The following is a 21,341-nucleotide window of genomic DNA, read 5'->3' as shown; positions in this document are numbered from 1 at the left end:
TGAACTGAAACATCTCAGTAGCTCGAGGAAAAGACATCAACCGAGATTCCGAAAGTAGTGGCGAGCGAAATCGGAAGAGCCTGTTAGTGATAGCACAAGACATAACGGAACAGCTTGGAAAGGCTGGCCATAGCGGGTGATAGCCCCGTACGTGAAATGACCTGTGTGGTACTGAGCTAACGACAAGTAGGGCGGGACACGAGAAATCCTGTCTGAATATGGGGGGACCATCCTCCAAGGCTAAATACTCATCATTGACCGATAGTGAACTAGTACCGTGAGGGAAAGGCGAAAAGAACCCCGGGAGGGGAGTGAAATAGATCCTGAAACCGCGTGCTTACAAAAAGTAGGAGCCTCGTAAGGGGTGACTGCGTACCTTTTGTATAATGGGTCAGCGACTTACATTCAGTGGCAAGGTTAACCGAATAGGGAAGCCGTAGAGAAATCGAGTCCGAATAGGGCGATCAGTCGCTGGGTGTAGACCCGAAACCAAGTGATCTATCCATGGCCAGGATGAAGGTGCCGTAACAGGTACTGGAGGTCCGAACCGACTAGTGTTGCAAAACTAGCGGATGAGCTGTGGATAGGGGTGAAAGGCTAAACAAACTTGGAAATAGCTGGTTCTCTCCGAAAACTATTTAGGTAGTGCCTCAAGTATTACCATCGGGGGTAGAGCACTGTTTTGGCTAGGGGGTCATGGCGACTTACCAAACCAAGGCAAACTCCGAATACCGATGAGTACAGCTTGGGAGACAGAGCACCGGGTGCTAACGTCCGGACTCAAGAGGGAAACAACCCAGACCGCCAGCTAAGGTCCCTAAAATTGGCTAAGTGGGAAACGAAGTGGGAAGGCTAAAACAGTCAGGATGTTGGCTTAGAAGCAGCCATCATTTAAAGAAAGCGTAATAGCTCACTGATCGAGTCGTCCTGCGCGGAAGATGTAACGGGGCTAAGCCAGTTACCGAAGCTGCGGATTTGCAATTTATTGCAAGTGGTAGGAGAGCGTTCTGTAAGCCTGTGAAGGTGCGTTGTAAAGCGTGCTGGAGGTATCAGAAGTGCGAATGCTGACATGAGTAGCGTTAAAGGGGGTGAAAAGCCCCCTCGCCGTAAGCGCAAGGTTTTCTACGCAACGTTCATCGGCGTAGAGTGAGTCGGCCCCTAAGGCGAGGCAGAGATGCGTAGCTGATGGGAAACAGGTCAATATTCCTGTACCGATTGTTAGTGCGATGTGGGGACGGATCTTAATAGGTCATCCAGTTATTGGATTATTCTGGTTTAGTTGGATGTAGGCGTGCATTAGGCAAATCCGGTGCACATATACCGAGGCCAACGATCGAGCGGACTTGTCCGTGAAGTGACTGAACGAGGTTCCAGGAAAAGCCACTAAGCTTCAGCTAACAACGACCGTACCGCAAACCGACACTGGTGCGCGAGATGAGTATTCTAAGGCGCTTGAGAGAACTCAGGAGAAGGAACTCGGCAAATTGACACCGTAACTTCGGAAGAAGGTGTGCCCTATTAGTGTGTAGTGAACAACGAAGCATGAATGGGTTGCAAAAAATCGGTGGCTGCGACTGTTTATTAAAAACACAGCACTCTGCAAACACGAAAGTGGACGTATAGGGTGTGACGCCTGCCCGGTGCTGGAAGATTAAATGATGGGGTGCAAGCTCTTGATTGAAGTCCCAGTAAACGGCGGCCGTAACTATAACGGTCCTAAGGTAGCGAAATTCCTTGTCGGGTAAGTTCCGACCTGCACGAATGGCGTAACGATGGCCACACTGTCTCCTCCTGAGACTCAGCGAAGTTGAAATGTTTGTGATGATGCAATCTCCCCGCGGAAAGACGGAAAGACCCCATGAACCTTTACTGTAGCTTTGTATTGGACTTTGAACAGATCTGTGTAGGATAGGTGGGAGGCTTTGAAGCAGGGTCGCTAGATCTTGTGGAGCCAACGTTGAAATACCACCCTGGTGTGTTTGAGGTTCTAACCTAGGTCCATTATCTGGATCGGGGACAGTGCATGGTAGGCAGTTTGACTGGGGCGGTCTCCTCCCAAAGCGTAACGGAGGAGTTCGAAGGTACGCTAGTTACGGTCGGACATCGTGACGATAGTGCAATGGCATAAGCGTGCTTAACTGCGAGACTGACAAGTCGAGCAGATGCGAAAGCAGGACATAGTGATCCGGTGGTTCTGTATGGAAGGGCCATCGCTCAACGGATAAAAGGTACTCTGGGGATAACAGGCTGATACCGCCCAAGAGTTCATATCGACGGCGGTGTTTGGCACCTCGATGTCGGCTCATCTCATCCTGGGGCTGTAGCCGGTCCCAAGGGTATGGCTGTTCGCCATTTAAAGAGGTACGTGAGCTGGGTTTAAAACGTCGTGAGACAGTTTGGTCCCTATCTTCCGTGGGCGCTGCAGATTTGAGGAAGCCTGCTCCTAGTACGAGAGGACCGGAGTGGACACACCTCTGGTGTATCGGTTGTCACGCCAGTGGCATTGCCGAGTAGCTAAGTGTGGAAGAGATAACCGCTGAAAGCATCTAAGCGGGAAACTCGTTTCAAGATGAGATCTGCCGGGGCCTTGAGCCCCCTAAAGAGTCGTTCAAGACCAGGACGTTGATAGGTCAGGTGTGGAAGCGCAGTAATGCGTTAAGCTAACTGATACTAATTGCTCGTGCGGCTTGACCCTATAACTTTGATCAATCTGATCAAGGTGTTATGCCAAGTTGACGCATTCAAAATAATTCGCCAAAAGCTGATTCCAAACTCTATGAATTCGTCTGATTGATCGTGTGATCAATCGGACAACCCTTTATGCCTGATGACCATAGCGAGTTGGTACCACTCCTTCCCATCCCGAACAGGACAGTGAAACGACTCAGCGCCAATGATAGTGCGGGTTCCCGTGTGAAAGTAGGTCATCGTCAGGCTCTTACAGCCCAGAAAACCCCAGTCAGCAATGACTGGGGTTTTTTGCTTTGCGCGACGCAAAGACAAAGAACACGCAAAGCACGAGCAAGCGAATAGTCGGACAAAGAAAAAGCGCCCACTCGAAAGAGATGGCGCTTTTTTATTGCAGCAAACAACCGCCAATCAGGCGTTGCGGACCCCAAGAGCATCGGATTGTGCTGCGCCAGCCGCAATCAGCTCTGCCAACAGATCCTCAGTCAGGGCTGCCAGCGTCTCACCAGCAAAGAATCGAGCCCGAAGCCGCTCGAAAAACAGCGTCCCACCAACCCAATCAGCCCAATCCGCTCGCGACACCGCATGCAGCTCCAGCAACTTGAACTTCATCAACACCTTCATCGCATGACGCGCGTGCTTCACCGGGTCTCGCTGCAAGCCAGCTAAACGCCGGCGCGCAGTTTGCAAAGCTCGGTCGACGTCGCCAAAGACTCCTCCATGGCCCGGAATCACATGCAGAGGCGCCAGCTTCTCGATCAAATCGAGCGTCGCAGCGATATCTCCGAACGAGGGCTCACCCATCAGTTCAGGAAAGGCGATGCCAAAGCCGTTTTCCCAGAGTGCATCCGCGGAAATCAGGGTCCGCGACACTGGATCGAACAGGATCACCGAGTGCGGATCGTGACCTGGAGCGCCGTGCGCTTGCCACGCCCTGTCTCCCAAGAGGCATTCAGTGCCTGGCTCGAGCAGCCCGGTGAAGCCAAAGCGCGGGCAAGTCTGCCCTGTTGCAAGAAAACTCAGACCCTGCGCATCCCACCGCTCGACCAACGGCGCCTCGCCAGGTGGAATGTCCGTTCGCAGTGACGGATAACGCTGCTGCAAAGCCGCGTTCCCCCCGCAGTGATCGCTGTGCAGATGCGTGTTCAGCACCCGATCGAGCGGACGCTCTCCAAGAACGGATTCCACCAGTGCCAGCGTCTGATCGGCATGCGTGGCATACCCCGTGTCGACCAGCGCCGTTTCCTCTGCCCCGACGAACAGGATGTTGTTCGACGACAGCCAGCCCCGCTCGAACACGACGACATTCGCCGGCAGTCCGGCGCTGGCTTCCCCGTGATGCGCTACGCGCTCAGGCACCGGCACCGGCACTGGTGCGCAGTTCGCGCCGCAGGATCTTCCCCACGTTGGTCTTGGGCAGCGACTCGCGGAACTCGATGTGCTTCGGCCGCTTATAGCCGGTCAGTTGTCCGTTGCAGTACTGGAGCACGGCGTCTTCCGTCAACGTCGGGTCCCTGCGGACCACGAAGACCTTGATGGCTTCGCCTTGCTTTTCGTCCGGCACGCCGACGGCCGCGCATTCGACCACCCCCGGGCACAGCGAGATCACGTTCTCCAACTCGTTCGGGAACACGTTGAAACCGCTCACCAGGATCATGTCCTTCTTGCGATCGACGATCCGGCTGTAGCCGTCTTCCTGCATCACGGCGATGTCGCCGGTGCGCATGAAGCCGTCGGCTGTGAAGGCCGCTGCCGTCTCGGCGGGCTGGTTGTAGTAGCCGGTCATCACGTTCGGGCCTTTGATGCAGAGTTCGCCCGCCTGGCCGATCGGAAGCGATTGGCCTTCATCGTCCTTGATCGCGATCTCAATACTCGGCAACGGCAGGCCAATGGTGCCCGTGAACTTCGTGTTCGACACCGGGTTGTTGGTGCCGATCGCGCAGGTCTCGCTCATGCCCCAGCCTTCGATCATCGGGCAACCGGTGGCCTCGAACCACTTGCGTGCCGTGCCTTCGGAGGCGGCCATTCCACCGGCCTGAGATACGAAGAGCGTAGAGAAATCGACCGACTTGAACTCCGGGTGCATCAGCAGCGCATTGAACAAGGTGTTCACCGCCGGCAGCATGTGGAAGGGCCGCTTCTTCAACACCGCGACGAACTTGTTGAAGTCGCGAGGGTTCGGGATCAGCGTCATGTGCGAGCCCTGGCGAATCACGAGCAGGCACAGCGTCAACGCGAAGATGTGATACAGCGGCAGCGCCGCGATGCTGTTGACCTTCGCCAGGTCGCCGGCCCGCGACAGCGCGGGTGTGAACCAGGCTTCGGCCTGCAGCGTGGCGGCCACGATGTTGCGGTGGGTCAGCACCGCGCCCTTCGACAAGCCGGTGGTGCCGCCCGTGTACTGCAGGAAGGCGATGGAGTCGAGCGTGCTCTGATCGGGCCCGAGCGTGCGCCCGCGGCCTTCGGCAATCGCCTGCTTGAACGGCGTGACCGTGCGGCCGTCGCTCAAAGGCAGCTTGTAGGGCGGCACCATCTTGGCCAAGTGGCGCACGGCCACCGTGATCCACGTGCCGTACAGCCCGCCGAGCAGGTCGCCCATCGAGGTCATCACCACGTGCTTGACCGGCGTGCGCTCGATCACCTGCTCGAGCGTGGCGGCAAAGTTCTCAAGGATGACGATCGCCGTGGCGTCGGAGTCCTTGAGCTGGTGCTCCAGTTCGCGCGCCGTGTACAGCGGGTTGACGTTGACGCAGGTGTAGCCCGCGCGCAGCACGGCGCACATCGTGACCGCGAACTGCGGCACGTTGGGCAACATGATCGCCACCCGCGCGCCGGGCTCAAGGCCCCGCGACTGCAGCCAGGCGCCCATCGCCTTCGAGAGCGTGTCCAGTTCGCCGTACGACATCCACCGCTCCATGCAGACCGAGAACGGCCGGTCCTTGTAGCGGCCAAAAGCCTCATCGAACATGTGAGGCAGGGAGCGGTACTGCTCCGGGTGAATCTCGTGCGGCACGCCGGCCGGATAGTTCTGTTGCGCGGATGTCTGCATGCAAGCTCCTTTGGCGCGGATTGTGAGAGCCAATGCCTCCCACCCGCCAGCGGGCTTGTCCTAGGGGCGCATGCCGGGTGTCGCGCAGGCGATAGCCGCCGTGCGCGCCCCGGTCACACAGATGCCGATCAGGCGTTGCCGGATTCGCCCGGCAGCAGCACGCCGGCCGGGATGTCGGGCTCAACTTCAAGTGCGCGGTACAGCGGTGTGAAGTCGGGTGCCGTGAGATCGAAGAGCTGCGCGAAGTTCTCGATCACGAAGTAGTTGGCTTGGTAGGTGTCGATCTTGTATTGCGTGCGCATGGTGCGCAGCAGGTCGAGCGGCAGGCGGTGCGGCTCGGGGCTGCGCACCGCGTGCTGCAGCTCGCCGACCGAACTCAGGATGCCGGCGCCGTAGGCGCGCAGGCCTTCGGGCTGGCGGATCAGGCCGAACTCGACCGTGTACCAGTACAGCCGCGCCAGCTTCTCGCCGGCGCCCAGCTCGTGCGCCTTCATGCCGCCCTGGCCGTAGCGCTGCACATAGTCGGCGAAGGTGGGGTCGAACAGCATCGGCACGTGGCCGAACAGATCGTGGAACACGTCGGGCTCGACGATGTAGTCGAACTCTTCGGGCTTGCGGATCCAGTCGGTCACGGGGAACTTGCGGTTCGCCAGCAGCGTGAAGAAGGGCAACTCGGGAATCAGCCCCGGCACCGCGACGATCTCCCAACCGGTGGCACGGTGCAGGCGTTCGTTCAGTTCCTCGAAGCGCGGGATGCGGTCCTTCACGCCGAGCAGCGGCAATGCCTGGATGAAGGCGTCGCAGGCCAGGCCCGGCAGCTGCGCGGCCTGGCGTTCGTACAGCCGCTTGTAGGTGTCGTGGTCGGCCGCCGTGTAGCTGGCCCAGTCCTGCGGACAGGTGTAGTCGGCTTGCACCGAACCGCCGCGCGAGTAGTCGCCGCGCGGCGGGCGATCGGATGCGCCATAGACGGCGGGAGTGACAACGGCGGCGGGGGTGTCCATGGGGCGGTTCGATTTCTCGGGTTATTTGAGCCAGCGGTCCATCACGCGCTGGAAGTCGCCGCCGGCTTGCTGCAGGTGCAGCCATTGGTCGACATACGATTTGAAAGCCACGTCGTCGCGCGGCAGCATCCACGCCATCTCGCCGTACTGCAGCGGCTTGTCGGGATTCACCGCGCACAGCCCGGGCTTGAGCTTCTGCTGCGTGATGGCCTCGGCCGATTCGGTGACGAACACGTCGGCGCGGTTGGCCAGGATCTCGTCGAAGATCGTGACGTTCTCGCCGTGCAGCGTGAGCTTGGCCTGCTTGAAGTTGGTGCGGGCGAAGCGTTCGTTGCTGCCGCCCGGGTTGAAGATCACGCGGGTTGACGGCTGGTCGATGGCCGCCACGCTCTGGTACTTGGCCACGTCGGCGCAGCGCGCGATCGGCGTCTTGCCGTTGACCATGTACGGCGCGCTGAAGAAGGCACGCTTCTGGCGGTCGGTGGTCACCGACACACCGCCCACGGCGATGTCGCATTTGCCGGCAGCCAGGTCGGGCAGCAGGTTGGCCCACGTCGTCTTGACCCACTCGGGCTTCGCGCCGAGGCTGGCGCTGAAGCCGGCCATCAGGTCGACGTCGATGCCTTCGAAAGACGCGTCGGCCTTCTGGAAGCTGAAGGGCCGGTAGTCGCCCGGCGTGCAGATGCGCAGCACCGCCGCCTTTTGCACCGTGTCCAGGTGCGAGGCGCCCGGGCCGGCCGCGGGCGGCGCCGAGGCGCAGCCCGAGAGCACGACCGCAGCGGCGGCTGCCGCGACAAAGGAAGTGACGACAGTCGAAGAAGACACGTGGCGCATGCCGGGCTCCAGGGCAGTGGTGAAGCGCCTTATTTTGCGGCGCTCAGCACGCCGCGGCGCATCTGGTCGAGCTCGATGCTCTCGAACAGCGCCTTGAAGTTGCCGTTGCCAAAACCGTCATCGCCCTTGCGCTGGATGAACTCGAAGAAGATCGGGCCCAGCTGGTTCTCACTGAAGATCTGCAGCAGCAGCGCGTCCTTCTTGCCGTCGATCAGGATCTTGCGTTTCTTCAGCTCGGCCACGCTTTCGCCGTGCCCGGGGATGCGCTTGTCGATCAGCTCGTAGTACGTGTCGATGGTGTCCAGCAGCGTCACGCCGTTGGCGCGCAGCGCGTCGACGCTCTCGTACAGGTCGTCCGAGCCCATGGCGATGTGCTGGATGCCCTCGCCCTTGTACATGTCCAGGTACTCCTGGATCTGGCCGGCCTGTTCCTTGCCCTCTTCGTTGATCGGGATGCGGATCTTGCCGCAGGGGCTGGTCATGGCCTTGCTCTTCACGCCCGTCACCTGGCCTTCGATGTCGAAGTACTTCACTTCGCGGAAGTTGAAGAGCTTCTCGTAGAAGTTGGCCCACACGTCCATGCGGCCGCGGTACACGTTGTGCGTCAGGTGGTCGATGTAGGTCAGGCCGTTGCCCTTGCGCGCCAGCGCGTCCTGCGACGACACGCCCGGCAGTGCCTCGAAGTCCACGTCGTAGAAGCCGATGTTGCCGATGTCGCCCGGCTGCGCGCCGTTCTTGCCGGGCCAGCGGTCGACCAGGTAGATCAGGCTGTCGCCGATGCCCTTGATGGCGGGGATGTTCAGCTCGCCCGGACCGGCCTTGTCGGCGAAGCCCCAGGCGCCCAGCGCGGTGGCGCGCTCGTAGGCCTGCTTGGCGTCCTGCACGCGGAAGGCGATGGCGCACACGCTGGGACCGTGCTCGCGCGCGAAACGCTGGGCGAACGAATCGGGTTCGGCGTTCAGGATGAAGTTGATCGTGCCCTGGCGGTACAGCAGCACGTTCTTGTGGCGGTGCTTGGCGATGGCCACGAAGCCCATGCGCTCGAACACCTGGCCCATCGCGACCGGATCGGGTGCCGCGTATTCGATGAATTCGAAGCCGTCGGTGCCCATCGGGTTCTCCCAGGGCGTGAAGGCGGGGGCGTCGGCGTGGCTCATGGGTGCTGTCTCCGAAAAGTGGGGAAGTTGTGCAGAAAGGAAAACAATGGCCCGGATTCGGGCCGTGCTGCACTGTAGGACGGAAGGCTTTCAGGTTTTCTGCGTTTCTGGGCGCCTTTGATGGTCATGACGCAGTAAAACTGCAAAAATGGCGAAATGGAAGCACTCGACAAGATCGATCGACTCATTTTGCGCATGCTGCAAGCAGACGGCCGCGCCACCTACGACCAGATCGCCGAGCAGGTCAGCCTGTCGCCCAGTGCCGTGCTGCGGCGGGTCAAGCGGCTCGAAGAGCACAAGGTCATCGACCGCTACGTCGCCTTGGTCCAGCCCGAGGCGGTCGGCCTGGGCCTCACCGCCTACCTGAACGTGCGGCTCGAAAAGCACACCGAAAGCCACAAGCGCAACCCCATGGACCTGTTCCGCGCCAGCGTACAGACCTGGCCCGAAGTGGTCGAGTGCGCCGCGCTCACCGGCGACATGGACTACCTGCTGCGCGTGGTGGTGGCCGACATGGCGCACTACAGCCGCTTCATCATGGACACCCTGCTGAAGCACCCCAGCGTCCAGGACTGCAAGACCAGCTTTGTGCTCGATCGTGTCAAAGCCACAACATCTGTGCCCGTTTAACTACAAATTGGTTGCGGAAAGACCACGGACTCTGGTACCGAGTCACGAATGCGTCCAGAAAGTGTCCTGACGGGCTTGGTGATTAAGGGAAAACCCTTACATTTGAACCATGCTTACCGCCAAGACCCTCCTCAAAGCGTCTCTCGGCCTCGGCTCTTTCCTGAAGGCGCCGATGGTTGAAGCGCAGCCGCGCGCCGTCAGCGCGCCACCGCCCGTCATGGTGCCGATCCGCTCGATCGGCCCGCGCGAACGCGAACGCATCGCGCGCCACCTGCTCGACCTGACCCCGCACGACCGCTACCTGCGCTTCGGCTATGCCGCAGCCGACGAGCAGGTGTTGCGGTACGTCGAAAGCCTGGACTTCGATCGCGACGAACTGTTCGGCATCTACAACCGCCGCCTCGACCTGATCGCGATGGCGCACGTCGCCTACGCGCCCGACGACCAGCACAGCGACTGCGCCGAGTTCGGCGTGTCCGTCTCGGCGCACGCCCGCGGCCGCGGTTACGGCGCGCGCCTGTTCGAGCGCGCCGTGGTCGCCGCGCGCAACGAAGGCGTGGGCATGCTCTTCATTCATGCGCTGAGCGAAAACGCCGCCATGCTCAAGATCGCCCGCAACGCCGGCGCCACCGTGGTGCGCAGCGGTTCGGAGTCGGAAGCGCACCTGCAGCTGCCCACCGCCACTTTCGACAGCCGCATGAGCGAAATCGCGCTGGAGCACTACGCCGCCGTCGATTTCGCGCTCAAGAGCCGCGCCAAGCAGTTCTGGGCCTTCCTCGGCAGCCTGCAGGAAGTGCGCAGCGGCATGCGCGAAGCCCGCAGCAAATCGGCTCCTTGAGCGGGCGAGGGCGGCCTATGCCGGCCGGACGGTAGAGCCTGTCATGCGCAATCCGTTATCCTTGCCTTTCTTCAACTCCGCCCTCCCGCAGTGGCCGACCCTCACCCTGAACGCGCTCCCGTTGAACGGGAAGACAAGCGTGGCTTTCTCCAGAAGCTCGCCGAATTCATCCACCCCGGCCCCGATTCACGCGACGAGCTGATCGAAACCCTCGCCGACGCCGAGGACAACGAGGTGATCGGCGCCGAATCGCGCGTGATGCTCGAAGGCGTGCTGCGCATGGCCGACATGACGGCCGGCGACGTGATGGTCGCCGCCCCGCGCATGGACCTCGTGAACATCGACGCGCCCTTCGACGCGCTGCTGCACTCGGTCATCCAGACCGCGCACTCGCGCTTTCCGGTCTACGAGGGCGAAAAAGAAAACATCATCGGGATCCTGCTCGCGAAAGACCTGCTCAAGCTGCAGCGCGCGCCGGGCCTGAACATTCGCGCGCTGCTGCGTCCGGCCACCTTCGTGCCCGAGAGCAAGGGCCTGAACGACCTGCTGCGTGAGTTCCGCGGCAACCGCAACCACCTGGCCATCGTCATCGACGAGTTCGGCCGCGTGGCCGGCCTCATCACCATCGAGGACGTGCTCGAACAGATCGTCGGCGAAATCGAAGACGAGTTCGACATCGCCGAAGACGAGGGCGACATCTTCGGCCTGGCCGATCACACCTACCGTGTCTCGGGCGACACGCCCATCGAGCGCGTGGCCGAGGCCTTCGGCATCGTCTTCAACGAAGAACAGCTGAGCGAAGACTTCGACACCATCGGCGGGCTCATCGCGCACGAGATGGGCCATGTGCCCAAGCGCGGCGAGCACCACGCCATCGGCGGCTTCGACTTCGTCGTGCTGCACACCAAGGGCGGCGCGGTGCGCTGGTTCCGGGTGTCGCCGGCGCGCGGCGGCGACGCGGCCGACTGATGCCGGCGCCCGCAGCAGCGGCCTCGGCCCGCGTCTCGCCTTCTTCCTCTCCTTCCTCCGCTGCCAGCGGATTCCTGCGTCTGCTCGGCTTCGGCTTGGCGGGCGTGGCACAAGCGTTGTCGATCGCGTGGCCCGGCGACGGCCGTCCGTTGTGGTGGCTGCAGTTGTTGTCGCTGGCCGGGCTGGTCTGGCTGCTTGATGGCCTGCGTGCGCAGGGCGCGGGCTGGGGCCGCGCCGGTCTGCACGGCTGGGTGTTCGCAACCGCCTGGCTCACGGGCAGCTTCTGGTGGCTCTTCATCTCGATGCACACCTACGGCGGACTGCCAGCGCCGCTGGCGGTGATCGCCGTGCTCGCGCTGGCCGCGGCGCTCGGGCTCTATTACGCCGCGGCCTGTGCCTGGTTCGTGGTGCGCGGGCCGACGGGGCGCATCGCGGGCGCCTTGGTGTTCGCGGCGCTGTGGACGCTGGCCGAACTCGTGCGCGGCAGCTGGTTCACCGGCTTTCCCTGGGGCGCGGGCGGCTACGCCCACGTCGATGGCCCGCTGGCTGCGCTGGCGCCGTGGGTCGGCGTGTACGGCATCGGCGCGGCGGCGGCACTGGCCGTGGCGCTGGTTGCGCGACGCCTGCCGCTGCGTGGCGTGGTGTCGACGGCGCTGGCCGCGGTGCTGCTCGCCGTGGTCTTCGTGCTGCCCAACATCGTCTCGCCGCTGCCTGCTGATGCACGCGGCGCGCAGGGCACGGCCGGCACGCTGCAGGTCGCGCTGCTCCAGGGCAACATCCCGCAGGACGAGAAATTCGTTCCGGGCGGCGGCATCGAGACTGCGCTGCGCTGGTACGCCGAACAGTTGCGCGATGCCAAGGCCCAGCTCGTGGTCACGCCTGAAACCGCGCTGCCGCTGCTGCCGCGCCAGCTGCCCGCCGGCTACCTCGACGCGATCCAGGAACGCTACGGCCAGCAAGGCGCTCAGCAGGCCGCCATCGTCGGCCTGCCGCTCGGCGACGGGCCCGGCACCTACCGCAACGCCGTGCTGGGCTTCCAGCCCGGCGCGACGCAGCCCTTCACCTACAGCAAGCACCACCTCGTGCCCTTCGGCGAGTTCATTCCGCCGGGCTTTCGCTGGTTCATCCGCATGATGAGCATCCCGCTGGGCGACTTCGAGCGCGGCGGGCTCGCGCAGGCGCCGTTCGTCTGGCAGGGCCAGCGCATCGCACCCAACATCTGCTACGAAGATTTGTTCGGCGACGAGATCGGCGCGAACTTCCGCGACGAGGCCACGGCGCCGACCATCCTGCTCAACGTCAGCAACATCGCCTGGTTCGGCGACTCGGTCGCCATCGACCAGCACCTGGCCATCTCGCGCATGCGTGCGCTCGAGTTCGCGCGGCCGATGGTGCGTTCCACCAACACCGGCGCCACCGTGGTGATCGATGCCGCGGGCCGCGTCACGCACCAGCTGCCGCGCCTCACGCGCGGCGTGCTCGAAGCACCGGTCGAAGGCCGACGCGGGCTCACGCCCTTCGCGCGTTGGGTCGCGCCTTTCGGCCTGTGGCCGTTGTGGATCGCGGCGCTTGCGATCGTCGCGCTCGGCGCGGTCTTCTTCCGGCCCGGACGGCGCTGAGTCGCACCGGCGGATACACGTTCGAAGTCGTCGTCCGTGAAGCACCATCACCGCCCCAAGCCTGCCGCGCCGCCCGCTGCTGATGGCGCGAGCCCCCTCCGAGCCAAAGGCCCGGTGCTCGAAGTCTTCCTCGCCTTTCTCGCGCTCGGCCTGACCTCCTTCGGCGGCCCGGTGGCGCACCTCGGCTACTTCCGCGCGGAGTTCGTCGAGCGCCGCAAGTGGCTCGACGACAAGAGTTATTCCGACCTCGTGGCGCTGTGCCAGTTCTTGCCCGGTCCCGCGAGCAGCCAGGTCGGCATTGCCCTGGGGCTCGGCCGCGCGGGCTGGGGCGGGGCGCTGGCGGCGTGGCTCGGGTTCACGCTGCCGTCCGCCGTGGCGCTCATCCTCTTTGCAGCGGGCGTCACGCATTGGGCGGGCCTCGCGCAATCGGGCGCGGTGCACGGGCTGAAGGTCGTCGCGGTGGCCGTCGTCGCGCAGGCGGTGTGGGGCATGGCGAAGTCGCTGTGCCCCGACCGGTTGCGCGCGAGCGTGGCCATCGCCGCGGCACTGCTGGTACTCGCGGTGCCTTCGGCCGTCGGGCAGATCGTCGCCATCGTCGCCGGGGGCGTCGTCGGCCGATGGGCGCTGCAGCTCGGCCCCCTTCCCGCCGCGCCGCACCGCGACCACGGCGTGCGCAAGTCGACCGGCGCCGCGCTGCTGGGCCTGTTCGCCGTCCTGCTCGTCGCGCTGCCGATGCTGGCGGAGGCGACGCAGTGGCCGGCGCTGTCCGTCCTCGCGTCCTTCTATCGCTCGGGCGCGCTGGTGTTCGGTGGCGGTCACGTCGTGCTGCCCTTGCTGCAGGCGGGCGTGGTACCTACAGGACTGGTCTCGAACGACGTGTTCCTGGCCGGCTACGGCGCAGCCCAGGCCGTGCCGGGGCCCTTGTTCACGTTCGCGGCCTTCCTTGGCGCCGCCATGCCGGGACCGTTCGGCGGCTGGGTGGGCGGCGTGGCGCTGCTGCTGGCGATCTTCCTGCCCGCCTTCCTGCTGGTGGCCGGCGCGCTGCCGTTCTGGGAGACGCTGCGCCAACGCGATGGGGTCCAGCGCGCGATGGCGGGCGTGAACGCGGCGGTCGTCGGCGTGCTGCTCGCCGCGCTCTACGACCCGGTGTGGACGAGCGCCATCCACTCGAAGGCCGACTTCGGCCTCGCGCTGGCCGCCTTCGGCTTGCTGGTCTACGCCCGCCTCTCGCCGGTATGGGTTGTCGGGCTCGCGGCGTTCGCCGGCTGGCTGCTGGCCCTGTAAGGCCGGCGCATGACCGCATGCCATGCCGGCATGCAGCGGCCCTGCACGCGGGCATGGTTCATGTATCTTCCTCGCCGCCTCCAGAAATCATCCTCAAACCAAGGAACCCCTATGTACTTTTCTGCCCATTTCCGTGCCTTCGCGGCCGGTGCCGCGTTGCTCGCGGCCAGCGCGCTCGCGCAGGCCCAGCAGGCACTGCCCAACGTGGTGATCCTGGCAACCGGCGGCACCATCGCCGGTGCCGGCGCGTCGGCCGTCAACAGCGCGACCTACGCGGCCGCCAAGGTCGGTGTCGAGAAGCTGATCGCCGGCCTGCCCGAGCTGGCCAAGGTCGCCAACGTGCGCGGCGAGCAGGTGTTCCAGGTGGCTTCCGAAAGCCTCACCAACGACAACCTGATGACGCTGGCCAAGCGCGTCTCGGCGCTGTCCAAGCAGTCGGACGTCGACGGCATCGTCATCACCCACGGCACCGACACGCTGGAAGAAACCGCCTACTTCCTGACGCTCACCGTGCACACCAACAAGCCGATCGTGGTGGTCGGTTCGATGCGCCCGGGCACGGCCCTGTCGGCCGACGGCGCGCTCAACCTGTACGACGCCGTGAACGTGGCGGGCAGCAAGGACGCGATGGGCAAGGGCGTGCTCGTGACGATGGGCGACAACATCGACACCGGCCGCGACGTGAGCAAGAACGTCAACATCAAGACCAGCGCGTTCTCCAGCCAGTGGGGGCCGTTGGGCATGATCGTCGAGGGCAAGAACTACTGGTTCCGCGCGCCGGTGAAGCGCCACACCACGAACTCGGAGTTCAACATCGACACCATCACCGCGCTGCCGCCGGTGGAGATCGCCATGGGCTACGAAGGCGTGTCGTCGGTGGCCATCGACGCGATCGCCAAGAGCGGCGCCAAGGCGCTGATCCACGGCGGCACGGGCAATGGCTCGGTGGCCGATCGCATCGTGCCGAACCTGCAGAAGGCGCGCACCGATGGCGTGATCGTCATCCGCAGCTCGCGCGTGCCCGACGGCTTCGTGATCCGCAACGCCGAGCAGCCCGACGACAAGTACGACTGGGTGGTGGCGCACGACCTGCGCCCGCAGAAGGCACGCATCCTGGCGATGGTGGCTCTCACGAAGACCAATAACACCAAAGAGCTTCAGCGCATCTTCTGGGAATATTGATCTCCCCCAGGCTTGCGCGCTTCGCGTAGCCGCCAACCCCCTTCCGGGGGCAACACCGACGGACCGGCGAAGCCGGATCCGTGGTGTTTCTGGAAGACCCGCCGAGGCTGCGCCCGGCGGGTTTTTTGTTTTTAACGTTGCGCGCGTTGGCGGCGATGTCTTGCGTATTCCAGGCTGCTCACGCACACGAGCAGCCAGCCCAGGCCGGTCAGCAGGCCGGCCGCGACATCGCTCGCGAAGTGCACCTGCAGGAAGACCCGGCTGCAGGCGATGGTGACGATGGCCGCCGCCGCGGCCATGGCGGCCGGCACATGCCAGCGCGCCGGCAGCAGCCGCAGCGCCAGGTACAGCAGCATCCCGTAGCTCACGATCGCGCCCGCGCTGTGGCCGCTGGGAAAGCTGAAGCTCGTCTCCAGTGCCAGCCCGTGGTCGTGCACCGGCCGGGCGCGCGCAAAGATGTGCTTGAGCGCCGGGTTCAGCACCACGATGCCACCGAGCGCGATCACCCAGCCCAGCGCCAGACCGCGGTGTGCGTTGCGCCACAGCAGCAGCGCGACCACCCCGCACACGGGTGCGAGCAGTTGCGCGTCGCCCAGGTGCGTGAGCCAGCTGAAGCTCACGAGCGCGCCCCACGGCACGTGGGTGCCGATGGCATCGGCGAGCGCCTGGTCGGCGCGGCCCATGGTGCGGCCGTCGCCGAGGTGCGAAGCGATCCAGGCGACCAGCACCGCCGCCGCGAGGATCAGCACGAAGCCCAGGCCCAGACCGAGCGCCAGGCGCGATTCATCGGGCTCGCCGGTGTCGGGCAGCGAATGGCGCCGTTGCAGCATCCGGCAGCCGAGGCCGGCACCGAGCACCGACACGGTCAGCGCGAGCGCGAACCAGGCCAGGGCGTGCTCGCCCAGCTGTTGTGCAAGAAGAACCAAGGGGGAAGAAGAAAGAAGGAGGGTGTCCGCAGGAGGCATGCGGCGCAACCCTAAGGGCCTGCCGCGCGGCTGGCAAGCGGAAGCCGCAATAGGTCGACGGGCATGAAGGCTTTGTCGGCCGCCGAGTGGTCCCAGCGTTCGACCACGCAGACGCGCTGCGCGCCGTCGCCGGTCGATTCCGTGCGCAGCACGTTCACCGAATTGGGCGCGTCCGAGCGCACGCGCGTCGACACCGCGGTGCCGGCCTGCACCGCCCAGGCGGTGGGCGGACAGCCCTGAAAGTGCTCGTCCAGCGGGCGCACGAAAGGCAGGTGGATGTGGCCGCCGACGATCAGGTCGGCGCCCGCCGCCGTCCAGCGCGCGACCGCGGCCTCGCGCCCGTGCAGGCGGTTCGAGCGGTCTTCGGGCCGCGTCACCAGCACCGGCTGGTGCGTCACGACCACGCGCACCTGCGCGGGCGACGCGTGTGCCAGCCGCGACGCGACGCGCTCGACCTGCGCGGGCGACACCTCGCCGTCCTCGTGCCGGTACCAGCGCGTCGTGTTGACCGTGACCACCAGCCAGTCGTCGCAGGCGAACACCGGCTCCAGGTCAGTGCCGAAGGCTTCTGTGTAGCGACCGTAGGGCGAGAAGACGCGCGCCGCCAGCTGGAACAGCGGGATGTCGTGGTTGCCCGGAATGGCGACCACAGGCGCGGCGAGCCGGTCGGCAAAAGCGCGCGCCGCCGCGAACTGGCGGCGCGTGGCGCGCTGCGTGATGTCGCCCGACAGCAGCACCGCCTGCGGTGCCAGCGCGTGCGCGAGGCGCTCGAGCGCCTGCAACACCTCGGGCTGCTCGGTGCCGAAGTGCGGGTCGGACACTTGCAGCAGGCAGCTCATGGCCGCGCCGCCTCCAGCTCGGGCGCGCTGTCGGGCCGCACCAGCCACAGCGGGTCGGGCGCCACGCGGAACAGCAGGGGCATGTCGACCCAGTCGATCTCGCCGTCGGTCGCGATCTTCACGCGGCGCGGCGTGCGCAGCCGGCCGGCCTTCACGGTCATCGACTCGAACGGAAAGCTCAGCACCTCGTCGGCATCGCCCAGCCGCCCGAGCGCGCCGCGCACCAGCAGCCCCGGCATCGCCAGCAGGCCGACCGGCTTGAGCGCCACCGCGGTCAGCTGGCCCTGCTCGGGCGCCTCGGCGTGATCGACGCCCGCCTGCATCAGCTGCAGCGGGTTGTTGCCCACGAACAGCGTGGGCGTGCGGATGTCGCGCTCATGGCCGTGCGAGGCAATGCGCAGCTGCCAGTGGCGATGGCGTCCGCGCAGCACCGTCAGCAGGCCCGAGTAGAAGGCGATCCAGCGGTGGCGGCCGAAGCGCGCCTTGTGGCTTTCGCGCTCTTCGAGCAGGTCGGCATACAGGCCCATGCTGGCATTGACCAGGAACACCCGGTCGTTCACCAGCCCCACCTGCACGGGCCGGGGCTGCTGCGTCAGCAGCACCTGCAGCGCCTGCGCCGTGTCGCGCGGAATGCCGTGGGTGCGGCTGAAATAGTTGAAGGTGCCCTGCGGCAGCACGCCGAAAGGGCAGCCGCTGCCGAGCGTGGCCTGGGCCACGGCATTGATGGTGCCGTCGCCGCCCGCAGCCACCACCACGCCGCCCACGGCGCGGGCGCGCTCGACCGCTTCGCGCGCCAGTGCCTGCACGCGGCCGGGGCCGTCCACGAGGAACACGCGGTGCCGGCGGCCGTCTGCCTCGAAGGCTTCGTCGATGACCTGCCGGGCCTGTGCGGCGCTCTCGCTGCCGGAGCCGGCATTGAGCACGATGAAAAAGGGAGCGTCGGGGCCGATGTGGGGCGGTGCCATGCAGTGAGAGAGGGGGAAAGCGCGGGAAAGTGCCGAAAGCGGCGGGAAACGCACAAATGAGCGCGGGGCTCGGCTTTGTCCCACAGCCGCACGGGCCGCCGCGGCAGCCGGCATCCCGAGCGGCTGTGGGAGAGTTGCCCTCCCACGACCGTAAAATCGTCGCCTTTCGCGGCCTGTGCCGCGCCACCGTCCCGTCCAATGTCCGGCCCCCGACGCCGGCCAGCTTCATGTTGACCTTCCAGCAAATCATTCTCAAACTGCAGTCGTACTGGGCCGACAAGGGCTGTGCGCTCCTGCAACCGTACGACATGGAAGTGGGCGCAGGCACCTCGCACACCGCCACCTTCCTGCGCGCGCTCGGCCCCGAGCCCTGGAAGGCCGCCTACGTGCAGCCCAGCCGCCGCCCCAAGGACGGCCGCTACGGCGAGAACCCCAACCGCCTGCAGCACTACTACCAGTACCAGGTCGTGCTCAAGCCCGCGCCCAGCAACATCCTCGAGCTCTACCTCGGCAGCCTCGAGGCCCTGGGCTTCGACCTGAAGAAGAACGACATCCGCTTCGTCGAAGACGACTGGGAGAACCCCACGCTCGGCGCTTGGGGCCTGGGCTGGGAGGTCTGGCTCAACGGCATGGAAGTGACGCAGTTCACCTACTTCCAGCAGGTCGGCGGCATCGACTGCAAGCCCATCACCGGCGAGATCACCTACGGCCTGGAGCGCCTGGCCATGTACCTGCAGGGCGTGGACAACGTCTACAACCTCACGTGGACCGACGGCCTGAGCTACGGCGACGTCTACAAGCAGAACGAGGTCGAGCAATCGACCTACAACTTCGAGCACAGCGACGCCGAGTTCCTGTTCACCGCCTTCAACGCGCACGAAAAGCAGGCCAAGCACCTCATGACCGAGCAGCTCGCGCTGCCGGCCTACGAGCAGGTGCTCAAGGCCGCCCACAGTTTCAACCTGCTCGACGCGCGCGGTGCCATCAGCGTGACCGAACGCGCGGCCTACATCGGCCGCATCCGCAACCTCGCGCGCAGCGTGGCGCAGAGCTACTACGACAGCCGCGAACGCCTCGGCTTCCCGATGGCCCCGCGCGAATGGGTTGCGCAGATGCCCCCGAAGAAAGCCGCCTGAGCGATGACGACCCCCATGAACAAGAACTCCCTCCTGGTCGAACTGTTTGTCGAAGAGCTGCCGCCGAAGGCGCTGAAGAAGCTCGGCGAGGCCTTTGCCGGCGTGCTGCGCGACCAGCTCGTGGCGCAAGGCCTGGCCGAAGCCGGCTCGGTGCTCACGCCCTACGCATCGCCGCGTCGCCTGGCTGCGCACCTCACGCACGTGGCCGAGCGCGCCGCCGACAAGGCCGTGTCGCAAAAGCTCATGCCCGTGGCCGTGGGGCTCGATGCCTCGGGCCAACCGACGCCCGCGCTGCTCAAGCGCCTGGCCGCCCTCGGCGCCGACGCCTCGGCCGTGCCTGGCCTCAAGCGCGCCATGGACGGCAAGGCCGAAGCGCTCTTCTACGAAAGCACCGCCAAGGGCGCCACGCTGGCCGAGGGCCTGCAGAAGGCGCTGGCCGAAGCCATCGCCAAGCTCCCCATTCCGAAGGTCATGAGCTACCAGCTCGAAAGCGGCTGCGACATGCCCGGCTGGAGCAGCGTGAGCTTCGTGCGCCCCGCGCACGGCCTCGTGGCACTGCATGCCGACACCGTGGTGCCCATCGAGGCGCTGGGCCTGAAGGCCGGCCGCGAAACGCACGGCCACCGCTTTGAAGCAGCGGTCGACCCCGTGGTGCTGCGCGACGCCAACAGCTACGCGCTGCAGCTGCAGGACGACGGCGCTGTCATCGCCAGCTTTGAAGCGCGCCGCGCCGAAATCGCACGCCAGCTCGCGGCGGCTGCGGTCAAGGTCGGCGGCGGCTCGGTGCCGATCCACGACGACGCGCTGCTCGACGAAGTCACGGCGCTGGTCGAACGCCCCAACGTGCTGGTCTGCAGCTTCGAGCCGGAGTTTCTCGAAGTGCCGCAGGAGTGCCTCATCCTCACGATGAAGGCCAACCAGAAGTACTTTCCGCTGCTCGATGCGTCGAGCAAACTCACGAACAAGTTCCTCGTCGTCAGCAACATCACGCCCGACGATGCGAGCGCGGTCATCCAGGGCAACGAGCGCGTCGTGCGCCCGCGCCTGGCCGATGCCAAGTTCTTCTTCGACCAGGACCGCAAGAAATCGCTGGCCTCGCGCGTCGAGTCGCTGGGCAAGGTGGTCTATCACAACAAGCTCGGCACGCAGGGCGAACGCGTGCAGCGCGTGATGCACATCGCGCGCGGCATCGCCGAAAAACTCGGCGACGCGACGCTGGCCGCGCAAGCAACCCAGGCCGCGCAACTGGCCAAGGCCGACCTCGTGACCGACATGGTCGGCGAGTTCCCCGAGCTGCAGGGCTCCATGGGCCGCTACTACGCGCTGCACGACGGCCTCGACGCGGCAGTGGCCGACGCCATCGAAGACCACTACAAGCCGCGCTTCGCCGGCGACGAGCTGCCGCGCAACAGCGTGGGCCTCGCGGTCGCGCTGGCCGACAAGCTCGAGACGCTGGTCGGCATGTTCGGCATCGGCAACCTGCCCACCGGCGACCGTGACCCGTTTGCGCTGCGCCGCCACGCGCTGGGCGTGATCCGCATGCTGATCGAGAAAGACCTCGCGCTGGGGCTCGACGCCCTGCTGCAGGACGCCGCCGCGCAGTTCAGCGCCATCGACGGTTTCGACAGCAGCAAGGCCACGGTCGAGCTGCGCGACTTCATCCTCGACCGCTTGGCCGGCAGCCTGCGCGAGCAGGGCGCCAGCGCACAGGAAGTCGACGCCGTGCTGGCCCCGCTGCCGCAGCGCCTGGGCGAAGTGCCCAAGCTGCTGGCGGCCGTGCGCGCCTTCGCCGCGCTGCCTGCCGCCGCCGCGCTGGCCGCCGCCAACAAGCGCATCGGCAACATCCTGAAGAAGGCGCCCGAAGCCGACGCCCACGTCAGCGAGCTGCTGCTGCAGGAGCCCGCCGAGAAAGCGCTGCACGCCGCCATGGCGCAGGTCGTGCCCGCTGCCAACGCCCAGTTCGACGCGGGCGACTACACCGGCTCGCTGCAGACGCTGGCCGCGCTGCGCGAACCGGTCGATGCGTTCTTCACCGACGTGATGGTGAATGCCGAGCAGGCCGACCTGCGGCTGAACCGCCTGGGCCTCCTGATGTCGCTGCACGCCGCGATGAACCGCGTCGCGCAGCTCGAGCGGCTGGCCGTCTGACCCCATGCCCCATCCCTCCACCAGGAGCGGTTCTTCC

At 65.2% G+C, this 21,341-nt stretch carries 16 protein-coding genes and 2 rRNA genes (1 of these 18 cut by a window edge); 10 read left to right on the top strand and 8 right to left on the bottom strand.

Translation table 11 applies throughout. The features are described from left to right. Positions 1-2,695, top strand: a 23S ribosomal RNA gene (locus RZE79_RS27440) (it extends 181 nt beyond the left edge of the window). A 128-nt stretch (positions 2,696-2,823) separates the two neighbouring features. Continuing rightward, positions 2,824-2,936, top strand: a 5S ribosomal RNA gene (gene rrf / locus RZE79_RS27435). A 163-nt stretch (positions 2,937-3,099) separates the two neighbouring features. Here the strand turns inward: rrf and RZE79_RS27430 are convergent. The 5 genes from RZE79_RS27430 to hppD all read right to left on the bottom strand — a co-directional run bounded on the left by RZE79_RS27430 (position 3,100) and on the right by hppD (position 8,729). Further along, a complete protein-coding gene (locus tag RZE79_RS27430; protein WP_319357662.1) occupies positions 3,100-4,047 on the bottom strand; it encodes an MBL fold metallo-hydrolase in 948 nt (315 codons plus the stop codon). Continuing rightward, on the bottom strand, positions 4,040-5,737 hold the full coding sequence (locus RZE79_RS27425; protein WP_319357661.1) for an AMP-binding protein: 1,698 nt from the start codon (positions 5,735-5,737) through the stop codon (positions 4,040-4,042). The genes RZE79_RS27430 and RZE79_RS27425 overlap by 8 nt, the downstream gene beginning before the upstream one ends. A gap of 128 nt (positions 5,738-5,865) precedes the next feature. Further along, positions 5,866-6,738, bottom strand: a complete 873-nt coding sequence (gene phhA, locus RZE79_RS27420) for a phenylalanine 4-monooxygenase (protein ID WP_319357660.1) — start codon at positions 6,736-6,738, stop codon at positions 5,866-5,868. Positions 6,739-6,759: 21 nt separating this feature from the next. Then, a complete protein-coding gene (locus RZE79_RS27415) occupies positions 6,760-7,572 on the bottom strand; it encodes a transporter substrate-binding domain-containing protein (protein WP_319357659.1) in 813 nt (270 codons plus the stop codon). A 29-nt stretch (positions 7,573-7,601) separates the two neighbouring features. Beyond that, complete coding sequence (gene hppD / locus RZE79_RS27410; protein ID WP_319357658.1) at positions 7,602-8,729, bottom strand: 4-hydroxyphenylpyruvate dioxygenase; 1,128 nt, start codon at positions 8,727-8,729, stop codon at positions 7,602-7,604. 156 nt (positions 8,730-8,885) lie between these two features. Here hppD and RZE79_RS27405 point away from each other — a divergent pair, with 156 nt between their 5' ends. The 6 genes from RZE79_RS27405 (at position 8,886) to RZE79_RS27380 (ending at position 15,251) form a co-directional block, all read left to right on the top strand. After that, positions 8,886-9,359 carry an Lrp/AsnC family transcriptional regulator gene (locus tag RZE79_RS27405; protein ID WP_099793261.1) on the top strand — a complete coding sequence of 158 codons (474 nt, stop codon included), beginning with the start codon at positions 8,886-8,888 and terminating at the stop codon, positions 9,357-9,359. 109 nt (positions 9,360-9,468) lie between these two features. After that, complete coding sequence (locus RZE79_RS27400) at positions 9,469-10,197, top strand: GNAT family N-acetyltransferase (protein ID WP_153281881.1); 729 nt, start codon at positions 9,469-9,471, stop codon at positions 10,195-10,197. A 90-nt stretch (positions 10,198-10,287) separates the two neighbouring features. Next, complete coding sequence (locus tag RZE79_RS27395; protein WP_099793257.1) at positions 10,288-11,166, top strand: HlyC/CorC family transporter; 879 nt, start codon at positions 10,288-10,290, stop codon at positions 11,164-11,166. Then, the gene (lnt, locus tag RZE79_RS27390) at positions 11,166-12,785 is read left to right on the top strand and encodes an apolipoprotein N-acyltransferase (protein ID WP_319357657.1); all 1,620 of its coding nucleotides are present in this window, start codon (positions 11,166-11,168) and stop codon (positions 12,783-12,785) included. The genes RZE79_RS27395 and lnt overlap by 1 nt, the downstream gene beginning before the upstream one ends. A 114-nt stretch (positions 12,786-12,899) precedes the next feature. Continuing rightward, entirely contained in the window at positions 12,900-14,069 is a 1,170-nt protein-coding gene (chrA, locus tag RZE79_RS27385) for a chromate efflux transporter (RefSeq protein ID WP_319361311.1), read from the top strand. 111 nt (positions 14,070-14,180) lie between these two features. After that, the gene (locus RZE79_RS27380; protein ID WP_319357656.1) at positions 14,181-15,251 is read left to right on the top strand and encodes an asparaginase; all 1,071 of its coding nucleotides are present in this window, start codon (positions 14,181-14,183) and stop codon (positions 15,249-15,251) included. Positions 15,252-15,382: 131 nt separating this feature from the next. On the opposite strand, the gene RZE79_RS27375 is transcribed toward RZE79_RS27380, so the two are convergent. Genes RZE79_RS27375 through RZE79_RS27365 form a run of 3 tightly spaced genes read right to left on the bottom strand, consistent with a single transcriptional unit; the run spans position 15,383 to position 18,020 of the window. Next, on the bottom strand, positions 15,383-16,177 hold the full coding sequence (locus RZE79_RS27375) for a phosphatase PAP2 family protein (protein WP_319357655.1): 795 nt from the start codon (positions 16,175-16,177) through the stop codon (positions 15,383-15,385). A gap of 50 nt (positions 16,178-16,227) precedes the next feature. Beyond that, positions 16,228-17,055, bottom strand: a complete 828-nt coding sequence (locus RZE79_RS27370; RefSeq protein WP_319357654.1) for a metallophosphoesterase — start codon at positions 17,053-17,055, stop codon at positions 16,228-16,230. Further along, positions 17,052-18,020, bottom strand: a complete 969-nt coding sequence (locus RZE79_RS27365) for a diacylglycerol kinase family protein (protein WP_153281887.1) — start codon at positions 18,018-18,020, stop codon at positions 17,052-17,054. Before RZE79_RS27365 ends, RZE79_RS27370 begins: the two co-directional genes overlap by 4 nt. Positions 18,021-18,247: 227 nt before the next feature. Here RZE79_RS27365 and glyQ point away from each other — a divergent pair, with 227 nt between their 5' ends. Both glyQ and glyS read left to right on the top strand, forming a co-directional pair. After that, positions 18,248-19,156, top strand: coding sequence for a glycine--tRNA ligase subunit alpha (gene glyQ, locus RZE79_RS27360; RefSeq protein ID WP_056577308.1), 909 nt, complete (start codon positions 18,248-18,250; stop codon positions 19,154-19,156). Positions 19,157-19,171: 15 nt separating this feature from the next. After that, on the top strand, positions 19,172-21,304 hold the full coding sequence (gene glyS, locus RZE79_RS27355; RefSeq protein WP_319357653.1) for a glycine--tRNA ligase subunit beta: 2,133 nt from the start codon (positions 19,172-19,174) through the stop codon (positions 21,302-21,304). Positions 21,305-21,341 lie beyond the last annotated feature (37 nt).

The organism is Variovorax sp. EBFNA2 (genome assembly GCF_033802765.1).
Lineage (GTDB): Bacteria > Pseudomonadota > Gammaproteobacteria > Burkholderiales > Burkholderiaceae_C > Variovorax > Variovorax paradoxus_H.
The sequence above is the reverse complement of the archived record's forward strand: the minus strand, read 5'-3'. Positions and strand labels throughout refer to the sequence as shown.

What these genes read in the sequence shown, in the direction of transcription:
- glyS (WP_319357653.1), top strand. Translation starts at nt 19,172, where the DNA reads ATGAACAAGAACTCCCTCCTGGTCGAACTGTTTGTCGAAGAGCTGCCG.
- glyQ (WP_056577308.1), top strand. Translation starts at nt 18,248, where the DNA reads ATGTTGACCTTCCAGCAAATCATTCTCAAACTGCAGTCGTACTGGGCC.
- lnt (WP_319357657.1), top strand. Translation starts at nt 11,166, where the DNA reads ATGCCGGCGCCCGCAGCAGCGGCCTCGGCCCGCGTCTCGCCTTCTTCC.
- RZE79_RS27425 (WP_319357661.1), bottom strand. Translation starts at nt 5,737, where the DNA reads ATGCAGACATCCGCGCAACAGAACTATCCGGCCGGCGTGCCGCACGAG.
- hppD (WP_319357658.1), bottom strand. Translation starts at nt 8,729, where the DNA reads ATGAGCCACGCCGACGCCCCCGCCTTCACGCCCTGGGAGAACCCGATG.
- RZE79_RS27365 (WP_153281887.1), bottom strand. Translation starts at nt 18,020, where the DNA reads ATGGCACCGCCCCACATCGGCCCCGACGCTCCCTTTTTCATCGTGCTC.
- RZE79_RS27400 (WP_153281881.1), top strand. Translation starts at nt 9,469, where the DNA reads ATGCTTACCGCCAAGACCCTCCTCAAAGCGTCTCTCGGCCTCGGCTCT.
- RZE79_RS27405 (WP_099793261.1), top strand. Translation starts at nt 8,886, where the DNA reads ATGGAAGCACTCGACAAGATCGATCGACTCATTTTGCGCATGCTGCAA.
- RZE79_RS27380 (WP_319357656.1), top strand. Translation starts at nt 14,181, where the DNA reads ATGTACTTTTCTGCCCATTTCCGTGCCTTCGCGGCCGGTGCCGCGTTG.
- phhA (WP_319357660.1), bottom strand. Translation starts at nt 6,738, where the DNA reads ATGGACACCCCCGCCGCCGTTGTCACTCCCGCCGTCTATGGCGCATCC.
- RZE79_RS27370 (WP_319357654.1), bottom strand. Translation starts at nt 17,055, where the DNA reads ATGAGCTGCCTGCTGCAAGTGTCCGACCCGCACTTCGGCACCGAGCAG.
- RZE79_RS27415 (WP_319357659.1), bottom strand. Translation starts at nt 7,572, where the DNA reads ATGCGCCACGTGTCTTCTTCGACTGTCGTCACTTCCTTTGTCGCGGCA.